This is a genomic window from Cupriavidus alkaliphilus (genome assembly GCF_900094595.1).
In the GTDB taxonomy this organism is placed as follows: Bacteria; Pseudomonadota; Gammaproteobacteria; order Burkholderiales; family Burkholderiaceae; genus Cupriavidus; species Cupriavidus alkaliphilus.
Genome location: NZ_FMAD01000008.1, coordinates 290870 through 305507 on the forward strand (window position 1 = coordinate 290870; position 14638 = coordinate 305507).

The 14638-nt window shown below is 67.0% G+C and carries 10 protein-coding genes and 1 pseudogene; 6 read left to right on the forward strand and 5 right to left on the reverse strand.

The genetic code is table 11. From position 1 onward, the window contains the following. Positions 1 to 57: 57 nt before the first annotated feature. Positions 58 to 1734, reverse strand: coding sequence for a phospholipase D family protein (locus GA0116996_RS18720; protein WP_092314601.1), 1677 nt, complete (start codon positions 1732 to 1734; stop codon positions 58 to 60). A gap of 444 nt (positions 1735 to 2178) precedes the next feature. Here GA0116996_RS18720 and GA0116996_RS18725 point away from each other — a divergent pair, with 444 nt between their 5' ends. Beyond that, the gene (locus GA0116996_RS18725; RefSeq protein ID WP_092314603.1) at positions 2179 to 3711 is read left to right on the forward strand and encodes an amino acid permease; all 1533 of its coding nucleotides are present in this window, start codon (positions 2179 to 2181) and stop codon (positions 3709 to 3711) included. A gap of 68 nt (positions 3712 to 3779) precedes the next feature. After that, entirely contained in the window at positions 3780 to 5456 is a 1677-nt protein-coding gene (locus tag GA0116996_RS18730) for an amidohydrolase (RefSeq protein ID WP_092314605.1), read from the forward strand. A gap of 160 nt (positions 5457 to 5616) precedes the next feature. On the opposite strand, the gene GA0116996_RS18735 is transcribed toward GA0116996_RS18730, so the two are convergent. The 4 genes from GA0116996_RS18735 to GA0116996_RS18750 all read right to left on the reverse strand — a co-directional run bounded on the left by GA0116996_RS18735 (position 5617) and on the right by GA0116996_RS18750 (position 8718). Next, positions 5617 to 6042, reverse strand: coding sequence for a cupin domain-containing protein (locus tag GA0116996_RS18735; protein ID WP_092314607.1), 426 nt, complete (start codon positions 6040 to 6042; stop codon positions 5617 to 5619). A 78-nt stretch (positions 6043 to 6120) separates the two neighbouring features. Beyond that, positions 6121 to 6948, reverse strand: coding sequence for an AraC family transcriptional regulator (locus GA0116996_RS18740; RefSeq protein ID WP_092314609.1), 828 nt, complete (start codon positions 6946 to 6948; stop codon positions 6121 to 6123). 168 nt (positions 6949 to 7116) lie between these two features. Beyond that, positions 7117 to 8037 carry a dioxygenase family protein gene (locus GA0116996_RS18745; RefSeq protein WP_092314611.1) on the reverse strand — a complete coding sequence of 307 codons (921 nt, stop codon included), beginning with the start codon at positions 8035 to 8037 and terminating at the stop codon, positions 7117 to 7119. Positions 8038 to 8163: 126 nt separating this feature from the next. Beyond that, positions 8164 to 8718, reverse strand: coding sequence for a cupin domain-containing protein (locus GA0116996_RS18750; RefSeq protein WP_092314613.1), 555 nt, complete (start codon positions 8716 to 8718; stop codon positions 8164 to 8166). A gap of 379 nt (positions 8719 to 9097) precedes the next feature. Between GA0116996_RS18750 and GA0116996_RS18755 the strand changes: the two genes are divergently transcribed. The 4 genes and pseudogenes from GA0116996_RS18755 to GA0116996_RS18775 form a co-directional block, all read left to right on the forward strand. Beyond that, positions 9098 to 11260, forward strand: coding sequence for a TonB-dependent siderophore receptor (locus GA0116996_RS18755; RefSeq protein WP_092314615.1), 2163 nt, complete (start codon positions 9098 to 9100; stop codon positions 11258 to 11260). A 797-nt stretch (positions 11261 to 12057) separates the two neighbouring features. Further along, positions 12058 to 13581: an NCS1 family nucleobase:cation symporter-1 gene (locus tag GA0116996_RS18765; RefSeq protein WP_092314619.1), complete on the forward strand. Its 1524-nt coding sequence runs from the start codon at positions 12058 to 12060 to the stop codon at positions 13579 to 13581. A gap of 57 nt (positions 13582 to 13638) precedes the next feature. Then, complete coding sequence (locus GA0116996_RS18770) at positions 13639 to 14373, forward strand: aspartate/glutamate racemase family protein (RefSeq protein ID WP_018005616.1); 735 nt, start codon at positions 13639 to 13641, stop codon at positions 14371 to 14373. A 38-nt stretch (positions 14374 to 14411) separates the two neighbouring features. After that, positions 14412 to 14638 (forward strand): annotated as a pseudogene (locus GA0116996_RS18775) (allantoinase); the annotation flags it as partial.

The following is a 14638-nucleotide window of genomic DNA, read 5'->3' on the forward strand; positions in this document are numbered from 1 at the left end:
GAAAAATACCCCCAAACAGAGGTTCAGGAAAGCCGCGGGCAGCCCGCCGGACCCGCTTTAAAGCTCTTGCTTGATCGGGAGCACGCGCAGCACGCCGATCCCCAGATGTTGCAGCGGGCCCATGCCGGGCTCGCGGTCGTAGACCACCAGCTGGCCTTTCTCGCGCGTGGTCCAGGTCAGGCGCGGATTGCTGCCGTCGCCATCGGTCTGCAGCCCGACGCGGTAGGCCATGTCGAGCAGGCCGTCCTCGGTGGACCGGGTCATGCGCTCGGCCAGCGTCGGGCTGTCGAGCACCACGCCCATCTCGGTATTCAGCCTGGCCGAGCGCGGGTCCATGTTGAGCGAGCCGATAAAGACCAGGCGCCGGTCGACGATGTAGTTCTTGGCGTGCAGGCTGGCGCGGCTGGACGACAGCCAGGCGCGCGAGCGCGAGCCGCGCGCGGCCTTGCCGCGGTTGGCCAGCTCGGCATAGGCGCTCGGCTTGAGCTCGTACAGCTCCACGCCGGCGGCGACCAGCGCCTGGCGGTGCGGCGCGTAGCCCGCGTGCACCGGGCTGACGTCGGTGGCTGCGAACGAGTTGGTCAGGATGCGCACGCGGATGCCGCGCCGCGCCAGCGCGATCAGCCAGGCTTCGCCGTCGTCGTCGGGCACGAAGTAGGGCGAGATCAGCAGCACCTCTTTCTGCGCGCTGCTGATCATCTTCTCCAGCCGGGCGGTGGCGTGGCCCGGGTCGTCATGGGTCTGGTGGGTGATCTTGGCCGCCTTGTCGGAGACCACCACGGCCTTGCCGTAGTAGCCGGGCATGTGGCCGCTTTCGATGCCCCTGGCCAGGCCCGAGTCCAGCAGCTCTTGCACGTAGGGGCTGGCCACGGCCTGGTCGCCGCGCGCCTCCAGCCGCTTGCGCAGGCTGCGCATTTCCACCGGCGCCTCCTTGCCGGCGGGGATCAGCGCCACCACGGGATAGGAAGACGCGTCGTTCCAGTATTCGTCGAACACCGCGGACACCTGCGGCACCGCCGGCCCGGCCACCAGCACGTCGAGGTCGCTGAAGTCCATGTCGGTGCGCGCCGAAAAATACGCGTCGCCGACATTGCGCCCGCCCAGCAGCGTGATCTGGTTGTCCACCGTCATCGACTTGTTGTGCATGCGCCGGTCCAGGCGCTTAAAGCCCGCGAGCAGTTCCAGCCAACGCACGCTGCGGTTGGCGAACGGGTTGAACAGGCGCACTTCGATATTGGGATGCGAATCGATCGCCGACAGGACCTTGTCGAGGCCGCCGGTATGCAGGTCGTCGAGCAGCATGCGCACGCGCACGCCGCGGTCGGCCGCGTCCAGGATGTCGCCCAGCACGGCCGCGCCGGTACCGGTGGGCTCGAAGATATAGGTCTGCAGGTCCAGGCTGCGCTGCGCCGCGCGCGCCATCGCCAGCCGCGCGGCCAGCGCGTCGGGGCCGGATTGCAGCGGGTAGAACAGCGACTCGCCCGGGCGCTTGGCCAGGCGCGGCGCCAGCACCTTGCCCAGCGGCGTGTCGCTGGTATTGGCCGGCGCGGTCGATGGCGTGCGCTCCGCCTGCGCCGGCAGGCTGGCGCAGCCGCCCAGCAGCGCGGTGCCGACCAGGCCGGCCAGCGCGATGGCGGCCAGCCGGACGGCTCGCCGGCACCAGCCTGCGCCGGCGCACCCCGCGGTCATTGGCCTGCGGGCGTCGAACGGAACATCGCTGTGCGTCTGGAACATCCGTCAGTCTCCCTGCACCAGTAAATGAAGGAACGGGGATGGGCCGGTTCCTCACACCGGCCGGCGTGCAGCGCCTGCTACTTCGCAAGATATACCGCGCGCGCCGGCATCGGCAGCGGTGCCATTCCTGTCCGCGCGGGGAGTTTGTCCTACACCGCAAACGGTCCCGGCCAGCGCGCCAGGGTCTGGCGGCGAGTGCGGCACTTCGCACCGGGGCACCGGCCCGCGCGGGCGGGCAGCGGCTTTCCCTGCACAGCGATTTCTCTTATGATGCCGCCCAATATACCGGCCGGTAGCACCGGGAGGAGGCCCTGCGGCAGGTGTCGCCGCCCGTGCGGCCGGCGCCCTGGCGCAGCTTGCGGCCGCCCGGGGATGCCGGCATAGTTGCGCGCCTTCGCGGCCGTTTGCCTTGCACCGCACGGCGCGCGCCCAGACCGGATCCCGATGTCGACCCAACCTTCCCAGACTCCCTCCGCCGGCGCATCCGCGCCCGCCTTGCGCCGCACCCTGCGCGCGCGCCATCTCACCATGATCGCCATCGGCGGCTCGATCGGCACGGGGCTGTTCGTGGCCTCCGGGGCCACCATCGCGCAAGCCGGGCCCGGCGGCGCGCTGGCCGCCTATATCCTGATCGGCGCGATGGTCTATTTCCTGATGACCAGCCTGGGCGAACTGGCCGCCTACATGCCAGTGTCGGGCTCGTTCGCCACCTATGGCGCGCGCTATGTCGACGAGGGCTTCGGCTTCGCGCTGGGCTGGAACTACTGGTACAACTGGGCGGTGACGATCGCGGTGGAACTGGCCGCGGCGCAGCTGGTGATGCAGTACTGGTTCCCCGACACGCCCGGCGTGCTGTGGAGCGCGCTGTTTCTCGGCCTGATGTTCGCGCTCAATGCGATCTCGGTGCGCGGCTTCGGCGAGGCCGAATACTGGTGCGCGCTGGTCAAGGTGGTGACCGTGGTCGCCTTTATCGGCATCGGCACGCTGATGATCTTCGGCATCCTGCGTGGCGACATGGCGGCCAGCCACGGCCTGGCCAACCTGACCACCGGCGACGCACCCTTTGTCGGCGGGCTGCCCGCGCTGATCGGCGTGGCCATGATTGCCGGCTTCTCGTTCCAGGGCACCGAGCTGATCGGCGTCGCCGCCGGCGAATCGGCCGATCCGGCGAAGAACATCCCGCGCGCGGTGCGCCAGGTGTTCTGGCGCATCCTGCTGTTCTACGTGCTGGCGATCCTGATCATCGGCATCCTGATTCCCTACACCGACCCCAGCCTGCTCAAGAGCGATGTGCAGACCGTGGGCGTGAGCCCGTTCACGCTGGTGTTCCGTCATGCGGGCCTGGCCTTTGCCGCCGGCGTGATGAACGCGGTGATCCTGACGGCGGTGCTGTCGGCGGGCAACTCCGGCATGTATGCGTCGACCCGCATGCTGTACAACCTGGCCACCGAGGGCCGCGCGCCGCGCGTGTTTGCCCGGCTGACGCGCAACGGCGTGCCGCTGGTGGCGCTGCTGGCCACCACCGCGGTCGGCGCGCTGTGCTTCCTGACCTCGCTGTTCGAAAGCAAGTCGGTGTACCTGTGGCTGCTGAACCTGTCGGGCATGACCGGCTTCATTGCCTGGCTCGGCATCGCCGTCAGCCATTACCGCTTCCGCAAGGGCTTTGTCGCCCAGGGGCATGACCTGGACCGCCTGCCCTATCGCTCGCCGTTCTTTCCCTACGGGCCGATCTTTGCCTTCGGGCTGTGCCTGGTGGTGACGCTGGGCCAGAACTACCAGGCCTTTACCAGCGGCAAGATCGACTGGGTCAGCGTGGCCGCCACCTATATCGGCATTCCGATCTTCCTGCTGATCTGGCTGGGCTACCGCATCGCGCGCAAGACGCGCTTCGTGCCCTATGCCGAGATGGAATTCCCCGCGCTGCCGGCCCGCGATGCCGCCGTAACGCGCACCGCCGTGCCGGTGGCCAGTGAATAGGCGCCGTTCCCGGGCGCCTGGCAATCCGCAGTAACAAGTAAAAAAGCACAACAACAAGGAGCATCGCTTTGAAGAAAGCAATCCGCATCAGCCTGCTGGCGCTTGGCGCCGGCATGGCCCTGGGCCTGCCCGCGCACGCCGCGCCCACCCTGGTGGAATCGGTGCAGGGCTATACCCTGCAGCAGGACAAGGTCACCCGCTTCACCGGGCTGGTATTCGACCAGGGCAAGGTGCTGGCCACCGGGGACGCTGCCGCCCTGCGCGCGCAGTATCCGGGCGCGCAGCGCATCGACGGCCAGGGCAAGACCCTGCTGCCGGGCCTGATCGATGCCCACGGCCACGTGTTCCGCCTGGGCTTCAAGACCACCGAGATCTCGCTGTCGGGCACGCGCACGCTGGCCGAGGCGCAGGGCATGATCCGCGCCTATGGCGACAAGAACCCGCAGCGCAAGTGGCTGCTGGGCTATGGCTGGAACCAGGTGAACTGGAAGCTGGGCCGCTTCCCGACCGCGGCGGAGCTCGACGCCGCGGTGTCGGACCGGCCGGTGCGGCTGGTGCGCGTCGACGGCCACGCCGCGTGGCTGAACACCAAGGCGCTGCAGGCCGCCGGCATCACGCGCGACACCAGGAACCCGGCCGGCGGGCGCATCGAGCGCGATGCCAGCGGCAACCCCACCGGCGTGCTGGTCGACAAGGCCATGGCGCTGGTCAACAACGTGATCCCGCCGTACAGCGACGACGACCGCCGCGCCGCGCTGGCCGCCGCGCTGGCGCACATGAACGCGCTCGGCCTGACCGCGGCGGGCGACGCCGGCGTGACCGTCGCCGAAGACCGCATCTACCGCGAGTTCGCCGACCAGGGCAAGCTGACCACCCGCATCTACGGCATGATCCGCGACACCGGCGACGACTTCAAGGCGCTGTCGGCCAAGGGGCCGCTGTCGGGCTACGGCAATGACCGCTACTACCTGCGCGCGGTCAAGCTGTACGGCGACGGCGCGCTCGGCAGCCGCGGTGCGGCGCTGATGGCACCGTACTCGGACGACCACGTGCACAGCGGCCTGCTGTTCATGAGCGATGCCGCCATGCAGACCGCGGTCAAGACCGCGATCAAGGCCGGCTACCAGGTCAACATCCACGCCATCGGCGACGCCACCAACCACCAGGTGCTGGACGCCATGGAAGCGGCGTACAAGGATGTGGGCGGACGCGAGCTGCGCAACCGCGTCGAGCACGCACAGGTGATCGCGCTGCCGGACATCCCGCGCTTCAAGTCCCTGGACCTGATCGCGTCGATGCAGCCCACGCACGCGACCAGCGACATGAACATGGCAGAAGACCGCGTCGGCAAGGACCGCATCAAGGGCGCCTACGCCTGGCAGACGCTGCTGCGCCAGGGCACCGTGATCGCGGGCGGTTCGGACTTCCCGGTGGAATCGGCCAACCCGTTCTACGGCCTGCACGCGGCGGTCACCCGCACCGACCATGAAGGCCGCCCGATCAAGGGCTGGCATGCGGAAGAAGCCATGACCCTGCCGCAGGCCTTCCGCGCCTTCACGCTGGACGCGGCCTACGCCGAGCACCAGGAGAAGACGCTGGGCTCGCTCGAGCCGGGCAAGTGGGCGGACTTTATCCTGGTCGACCAGGACCTGTTCAAGGTCAAGCCTGCCGATATCTGGAAGACGCAGGTGCTGGAGACGTGGGTGGCCGGAGAACGTGTTTACGTGAAGGACGGCAAGCGGTAAGCAAGCGGTAGCGCACCGCCGAGTTCCAGGGGTGATGCAGGTGCGCACGAATTGATGCGGTTGACTTCGTGGATGCGCCGGCCCTCACCCCCGCCCCTCTCCCGCAAGCGGGAGAGGGGAGAAAACAGGCGGGAAGGAAATCGCTGTTCGGGGGCACACCTCAAATCCACTGGTCGTTCTCAACGGTACGCTCGCCCGCCGGACCGTCGCCCGTGTTCACCACGCCGCGCGGCTCGATCAGCAGCAGCTTCACTTCCGCGTCAGCACGGGGCTTGTGCTCGACGCCCTTCGGCACCACCGCCATCTGCCCGGCCCCGAGCACGATCGAACCGTCGCCCGCAGGCCCCTGCCGGAAATCGATGCGCAACTCGCCTTCCAGGACGATGAAGGTTTCGTCGGTGTCGGCATGCCGGTGCCACTCGAACTCGCCTTCCACCTTCACCACCTTGAACTGGTAGTCGTTCATTTCCGCGACGACGCGCGGTTGCCAGTGCCCGTCGATCTGCGCGATCTTGCCGACCAGGTCAATGCTCTGGCACTGGCCGCGGCCGGCCGGTGCGCGGGAATAACTAGCGGATTGGGACATCGTTCTCTCCGTTCACAAGTTGACGGGTTGAGGATACGCATGCGCCTTGCGGTCGTATTGAACGATCGTGGGAGATTCTCAGCCGCCCCGGATGTTGCCCGCCACTTGCAGCCAGCGCCCCGGCGTCAGCCCGAAGGTCTTGGCGAAGTGCCGTGTCATGTGGCTCTGGTCGGCGAAACCCGCCGCCGCGGCCGCGTCGGCCAGCGACCTGCCCGCGAGCAGCAGGTGGCGCACCGCGTCGAGGCGGCGCATGGTCAGATAGCGATAGGGGCTGGTGCCGTAGAAGGTGCGGAAGTCATGCGACAGGCTCCAGCGGTCGCGCCCCGTCGCCACCTCGAGCTCGTCGAGCGTGACCACGCGCGTGCAGTTGGCTTGCAGATACTCGCGTGCACGGTACGCGGCCAGATAGTCGCCCCGGGAGCGCCGCGCGGGTGTGCCGGCGACGGCGGCCAGCGCATGCGCCAGGTCGGCCAGTGCATCGCTCTGCTCGAGCGGCTCGAGCGTGCAGCCGACATGCTGCAGCAGCGCCTCGGTGGCCGCCGCGAGGCGTGGATCGGTCGTGACGCCGCCTTCGAGGAACGGCAGCGCGCGCCCGCCCAGCACGTTCTGGAACAGCACCGGCTCGACGTAGATCATCCGGTAGCGGAAGCCTTCATCGGTGCCTGCCTGACCATCGTGAGGCTCGTCGGGATGCAGCACGATGGTGTTGCCAGGCAGGCTGTCTCGCTGGCTGCGCCGATAACTGAAACGCTGCACGCCAGCGAGCGTGCGGCCGATCGCGTAGGTGTCGTGGCGGTGCATCGCGTACGCCTTGCCGTGAAACCACGCTTCGATTCGGTCGACGCCGTCCATCGGCCTGGCGTGCCGCACCCAGTCGGAGCATGAGAGAGAGGCTGGTCGGTTCATGGTGTAGGGCGTGGAGGGCTTGCGGGTCCCCGCTGCGGCACGGTCAACGGGTGCGGTGCACGAGCGCCTGCGGAATTGTCGCACGGCACCTGCGGCGAGCCGGAAACTTCGATGCCCCTCCCCATCACCGCTTTGTCGGCGGTCCTGCACCGTCCGACAGTACCGCCCTCACGGCAATGGCGGCTTGGGCAGGCGCGTCTCGCCCGGCTCCAGTTTCAGTTCCACATCGAGGCGGAAGCCGCCCTTGCCGTCGGGTTCGAAATCGCGCAGCAGCGACCCGACCGCGCCAAACGCCGCGTCGCTGAAGGCATAGGGATCGAGCGCATCGAAGATCTGCGTGGTCAGCACCTTGTGGCCCGGTGCGATGGCGATGAAGTGCAGGTGCGCCGGACGCATATGGTCGCGGTTCTGCAGCTTCAGCAGTTCGCCGCAGGGCCCGTCGATCGGCACGCCATAGCCCGACGGCCGCACGCTGTCGAACCAGAAGCGCCCGTCGGCGTCGGTCTCGAACACCGCGCGCAGGTTCATGTCTTCCTGGTGTTCGTCCTGGTTCTCGTAGAGGCCGCTCGGCGCGGCCTGCCAGGTTTCGATGCGCGCGCCGGCGATGGGCGTGCCGTCGATCGACACGACGCGCCCCTGCACGGACAGCGGGTCGCCGGTGGTGTCAGGGGTGGCGATATGCGCGCCGTTGGGGCGGACCGGCTGGTTGGCGCGCCAGAACGGGCCGATCAGCGCGGGCTCGGTGCCGCCGGCGGCCAGCACTGCCTTGGCGTCCATCAGCAGCACCAGCGTGGCCAGCCCGAGGATATCGGCGAGCAGGATGCCCTCATGCTTCTTCGGCCCTGTGGCCTGGCCGATGCGGACCATGAAATCCAGGCCGGCGTGGAGTTCCTCATAGGTCAGCTGCACCTCGGACGCGAACGCATGCGCATGCCGGATCAGGGCATCGAGAACGGTGCGGGTACGCGCATCGGCGGTGCCGGCGTTGGCCTTGAGCACGGCTTCCAGCAGCGCCTCGGGGGTGGCGGGAATCGATTGCGGGGCCGCGGCGGAAGCGGCGCTGGCGCGGGCTACGGAAGCAGAAGTCATAGTGTGGTCAGCTCTTGTGGAAAGTGGGGATGGAATCTGGCGCGGAGCGGGGCGTCAAAATGACGCCCCGCCCGATGCCGCAGGCGCCTGCGCGTTGACCACGCGTCCGGGTCGCCGCGGACGTCGTCAGCCTTCTGTGCGCGGCTGCGCCGTGTCCGCCCCGCCTTCCTTGATGTAGCCGTCGTCGCCGTAGACCAGGCCGGTGGACGCGGCCGCCTTGACCACGTCCGGGTGCCAGGCGATGCGGCCGCATTCCTCGTCGGTGCCGCCCACCACAGAGTAGACCACCAGCGCGTGGTCGTTGGGGTTGCGGAATCCGCGCATCACGCCGATCGGGCAGGAGATCACATCCCACTGGTTCAGCATCAGCGAATACTGACCCTTCTCGCCCCAGATGACCTCCATCTGGCCATTCAGCGGGCAGAACACTTCCTCGGTCTTGTGCGCGTGCAGGCTGGCGCCTTGTCCGACCGGGATTTCGATGAAGGTCACGCCGAAGCGGTGGTTGCCGGGGATCGCGGGCTCGACGCCTTTGTTCTCGAGCACCCCGCGATTCATGATCTTGTAGATGTTCTTCTTCATCCCGGGCAGGCGGCTTTCGATGAAGGTCTCGCCGTAAGGCTTGACCTTGCCCCAGCGCGCGATGCGGGTGGCTTCCATTTCCTGCGGGGTCGGATCCATATTGCTTCCTCGGTGTCATGAAGTTGGGAAAAACGAGAGGGCGTTCGCCTCTGTTCGTGCAACTTTATGAACCGCCAACAGGCACGTCCAACATCATTTTTTGCCGGGCGCCATAACAATCCGGTATCGGGTTTTGCGCCGGCAGACCGCGTGTGCCGGACCGGGATCCGGGTGCCAGACGTGCGGTACGCGCGCAGCAACCGGCGGTGGGGCGCCTGGCGCCATCACCAATCCGCCGTTGCTTTCACCACAAAGCCCAACCTTGCGCCTTGACGCCGCAGCCACGGGATAGGCATCATTCGGTCTTTTCCTAAATGCGAATTATTCGCATTTGTATTGACATTCACCTACAGGCCTGCCTGTCTTCTGCTGTTCCATCATGAGCCGCCAAGTCCCCTGCGCCGCGCGTGCGCGCGCACCCCAACCCCGCCATCTCGCCGTGCTGGCGCAACTTGCCGTGCTCGCCGGCTTTCCGGCGACGGCCGCGCTGGCGCAGCAAGCGGCGGCGCCGGCCGATGCGGCGTCGCTGCCGGCGGTGACCGTGAGCGCGTCGGCGGTGGACGATTCCGGCCTGCAGCTTGAGAAAAAGGCCAGCACCGGCGCGCTGGGTTCGCGCACGCAGCTGGACACGCCCTACTCGACCACCATCGTCACCGGCGAAGACCTGGCCGAGCGCCAGGTGGCCAAGCTCGGCGACGTGTTCACCATGGATGCGTCGGTCAGCGACAACGGCAACGGCTACAACAGCTGGTCCAGCTACCTGAGCGTGCGCGGCCTGCAGATCGACTGGCAGAACGGCTTTAAGATCAACGGCCTGCCGTTCGTGGCCTACGGCATCACGCTGCCGTACGAGCACATGGAGCAGGTGGAGCTGCTCAAGGGCCTGCCGGGCTTCATGTACGGCTTCGCCACGCCGGGCGGCATCGTCAACTACGTCACCAAGAAGCCGACCGACACCTTCACGGCGTCGTTCGAGCTGGGCTACCGTGCCGCCAATGTGTGGAGCGAGCACATCGACCTGGGCGGCCGCGCCGGCCCCGACAATATGTTCGGCTACCGCCTGAACGCGACGCATGAAGAAGGCACCCCCTACAACGCGCGCAATATCCGGCGCGACAGCGTGTCGCTGGGCCTGGACGCGCGCCTGACCAAGGACCTGACCTGGACCTTCGATTCGATCTACCAGGACCGTCGCGCCACCGGCCAGATGCCCTCGTTCAGCCTGTGGAGCTATGGCGATACGGCGCTGCCGGGCGCGGTGTCCGGGCGCATCCGCAACTTCGCCGGCGCCGACCAGCACCTGAACACCAACCTGCAGCTGTACAGCACCGGCGTGCGCTACCAGATCAATCCGGACTGGGCGGTCAGCACCAGCTACAGCTTCACCAAGGTCAACCGCAGCCGCAATGAAAGCACCTACAACCTGCTGAACCAGGCCGGCGATTACATCGACCAGCGCTACGACACCGCGCAGAACCAGCAGGTGGGGCAATGGCAGGCGATGCTGGAAGGCAAGTTCCGCACCGGCCCGTTCGGGCACCAGCTGGTGGCGGGCCTGTCGTGGCAGAAGCAGATCGACCGCTATGACAACAACGGTTTCGGCGCGGTCATCGGCACCGGCAACATCTTCGCGCCGAACACCAACACCTATTACAGCTCGACCGCTTTCAACAAGGTGCGCAACAGCGACATCACGCAGAAGTCGGTGTTCGCCAGCGATACCGTTCAGCTGAGCGAGCGCTGGTCGGTGCTGGCCGGCCTGCGCGTGACCAACTTCGAGCAGAACGGCTATGTGCCGGTCACCTCCAGCTACAGCAAGACCGGCGTGGTCACGCCGACGCTGGCGCTGATGTTCAAGCCGGTGCCCGCCGCCACGGTCTATGCCAGCTATGTCGAGGCGCTGGAGCCCGGCTCGATCGTGCCGGACGGCTACACCAACGCGCGCCAGCTGCTCAGCCCGATCCGCAGCAAGCAGTACGAAATTGGCGTCAAGGCAGACCAGGCCGCGTGGAGCGCGACCGCGGCCGCCTTCCGCATCGAGCGCGGGGCCGAGTACGACAGCATCAGCGGCGGCGTGCCGACGCGCCAGCAGGATGGCACCTCGATCTACCAGGGCCTGGAACTGGCGGGCGTGTACCGCCTGGGTTCGCAGTGGGAGTTCGGCGCCAGCGCGATGTATCTCGATTCGTATTACGACAAGGGCGTAGCCAACAGCGGCAACCGCGTCGCCGGCGCGCCCGGCTTCATCATGGCCGGCCGCGTCAGCTACCGCGTGCCGTTCGTGCCGGGCCTGCGCCTTGGCGTCGATGGCAAATACACCGGCAGCACCAAGCTCAACGCCGGCAATACGCTCGACGCCGGCGGCTACACGGTGTTCAACCTCGGCGCCAGCTACAGCACCCGCGTTGCCGGCAAGGACCTGACGCTGCGCGCCGCGCTGAACAACGTGACCAACAAGCGCTACTGGGGCTTCCAGTACGAGAACTACATCCAGCCGGCGGACCCGCGCAGCATCAGCCTGACGGCGAAGATTGCGTACTGAAGGCCACCACACGCCCGCACCGACACCCGCTCTCCGGAGCGGGTTTTTTTTATTCGTCGCAGAACTCGCGGGAATGACATAGGTGCGCGGATTGATGCGGTTGACTTCGTGGATGCGCCGGCCCTCACCCCCGCCCCTCTCCCGCAAGCGGGAGAGGGGAGAAAACAAGCGGAAGAGAAAATCCTTTGGGATCGCCCGCGACAACGCGTGCGAGCGCAGCGACGCACTCCGTGCCAGTGCACAAAACCTGAGATAGGGAGCGCGCGCAGCGCAGCCGAAGGCGTCCCACCAATAACGCGGTTAGCAGGCGGCCACCGACCTAAAGTCGGGTTCGTCCATCCGACCTTGAACGCCAGGCACATCCAGGTAGCGCCAGCAGGGTCGAACCACCAACCGCCTGACCGCAAGTCACCACCGCTGGAACCACCAACGTCGCCTTAGCCAGCCGCTCAGGCGACGCGCTTCTTGCCTACTTCTTGTCGCTCGGACAAGAAGTAGGTCGCCGGCTACGCCGGCGAAACAGCCACGCCCGCCAAGCACGACAAACCAACCACAGTTCCCAGAATTTTGACGCCCACCACGGAGTGACTTTTCCCCCACGGACGACCCGCTCGCATCTTCAGGGAAAACGAATGTTGACAATCACAAACCCATGATCTACAACATCGTCTACACACTCAATCAATTTTGTAGACAATTTAGTAGACACATAAACACCCTCCCCTGGCGCACCGCAAAGAGCCCCGAAGGGCCGCGCGTCGCCTATCGTCAAGACACACATCTGCCAGGAGACTCAGATGATGCAAACCACCGCCACACCCGCCGACGCAGCGCAGGCGCAGGGCGGGCATGCCGCACACGGCAATGCCCTGATCAAGCCCAGCTATGACGAACGCCTCACCAATGAGGACCTCGCCCCGTTGCGCAAGCAGACCTGGGGCACCTACAACATCTTTGCGTTCTGGATGTCCGACGTGCACAGCGTCGGCGGCTATATCACCGCCGGCAGCCTGTTCGCGCTGGGCCTGACCAGCTGGCAGGTGCTGGTGTCGCTGCTGGTGGGCATCGTGATCGTGCAGTATTTCTGCAACCTGGTGGCCAAGCCCAGCCAGGTGACCGGCACGCCTTACCCGGTGATCTGCCGGGCCTCGTTCGGCGTGCTCGGCGCCAATATCCCGGCCATCATCCGCGGGCTGATCGCGGTGGCGTGGTACGGGATCCAGACCTACCTGGCGTCGAGTGCCTTCCTGGTGCTGGCGCTGCACTTCTTCCCGGCGCTGGCGCCGTATGCCGACCTCAAGCTGCATGGCTTCGCCGGGCTGTCGACACTGGGCTGGGCGTCGTTCATGGTGTTGTGGGTGCTGCAGGCGCTGGTGTTCTGGACCGGCATGGAGACCATCCGCAAGTTCATCGACTGGGCCGGCCCGGCGGTGTACGTGGTGATGATCGCGCTGGCGGTCTGGCTGGTGAACAAGGCCGGCTGGGAGAACGTCAACTTCACGCTGAGCTTCGTCAAGTACACCGGCTGGGAAGCGGTGCCGGTGATGCTGAGCGCGATCGCGCTGGTGGTGTCGTACTTCTCCGGCCCGATGCTCAACTTCGGCGACTTCTCGCGCTATGCCAAGGATTTCAAGTCGGTGAAGCGCGGCAACTTCTGGGGCCTGCCGGTCAACTTCCTGGGCTTCTCGCTGCTGACCGTGATCACCACCTCGGCCACGCTGCCAGTGTTCGGCAAGCTGATCACCGACCCGGTGGAGACGGTCAGCCATATCGACAGCACCTTCGCCATGCTGCTTGGCGCCTTCACCTTCATGACCGCGACCATCGGCATCAATATCGTCGCCAACTTCGTCTCGCCGGCGTTCGACTTCTCCAACGTGTCGCCCAAGCACATCAGCTGGCGCACCGGCGGCATGATCGCTGCGGTGGCTTCGATCTTCATCACGCCCTGGAACCTGTACAACAACCCGCAGGTGATCCACTACACGCTGGACGTGCTGGGCGCCTTCATCGGCCCGCTGTTCGGCATCCTGATTGCCGACTACTACCTGGTGCGACGCCAGCATGTCGAGGTGGATGACCTGTACACGCTGAACCCGCGCGGCCGCTACTGGTACCGCAACGGCTTCAACCCGGCGGCGGTGGCCACCATGATTCCCGCGGCCATCATCCCGATCCTGTGCGTGGTGGTGCCGGCCTGGCAGGCGGCCGCCAACTACAGCTGGTTCATCGGCATGGGCATTGCGCTGGTGCTGTACCGGCAGCTGGCTCCCCGCATGATGCCCGGGCACCTGGGCAGCCGCGCCGCCACCCACGCGTGACGCCGCCCTTCCTTGAACCGACCCACGATTACGACCGCACCGAACCGAGCCGTGTCCATGAAGCTGAAGATCATCAACCCCAATACCACCCAGAGCATGACCGACAAGATCGGGCAGTGCGCCGCCGCCGTGGCGGCGCCCGGCACGCGCATCAGCGCGGTCAGCCCGCGCATGGGCCCGGCTTCGATCGAAAGCCACTATGACGAAGCCCTGTCGGTGCCGGGCATCCTCGACGAGATCCTGGCCGGCGAACAGGAAGGCGTGGACGGCTACGTCATCGCCTGCTTCGGCGACCCGGGCCTGTATGCCGCGCGCGAAGTGGCGCGCGGGCCGGTGATCGGCATCGCCGAGGCCGCCATGCACATGGCCAGCGTGGTCGGCAGCAGCTTCAGCGTGGTCACCACGCTGGCGCGCACCTGCAATATCGCCTGGCACCTGGCCGAGCGCTACGGCATGAAGCGCTTCTGCAACAACGTGCGCGCCTGCGACCTGCCGGTGCTGGAGCTGGAGCGCCCCGGGTCCGATGCGCGCCGCATCATCACCGAGGCCTGCCGGGTGGCCCTGGCCGAAGACCGCAGCGAATGCATCGTGCTGGGCTGCGCCGGCATGACCGACCTGTGCGACGAGATCGCCGACGCCATCGGCGCGCCGGTGATCGACGGCGTGTCGTGCGCGGTCAAGCTGGCCGAGGCGCTGGTCTCGGTGCGCCTGGGCACCAGCAAGCGCGGCGACTGGGCGCGGCCGCTGCCCAAGGCCTATGCCGGCATGCTGGCCCCCTATGCCCTGAACTGAACCCTATGTCTTCCCGCACTTTGTCCGCTTCCACCACCATGCTCCAGTCCCGCTATCCCCGCGATCTGATCGGTTACGGCGCCCGTCCGCCGCACGCCCGCTGGCCGGGCGGCGCGCGCGTGGCGCTGCAGTTCGTGCTCAACTACGAAGAAGGCGGCGAGAACTGCGTACTGCACGGCGACGCCGCCTCCGAGCAGTTCCTGTCCGAGATCGTCGGCGCCGCGGCCTACCCCGACCGCCACATGAGCATGGAGGGCATCTACGA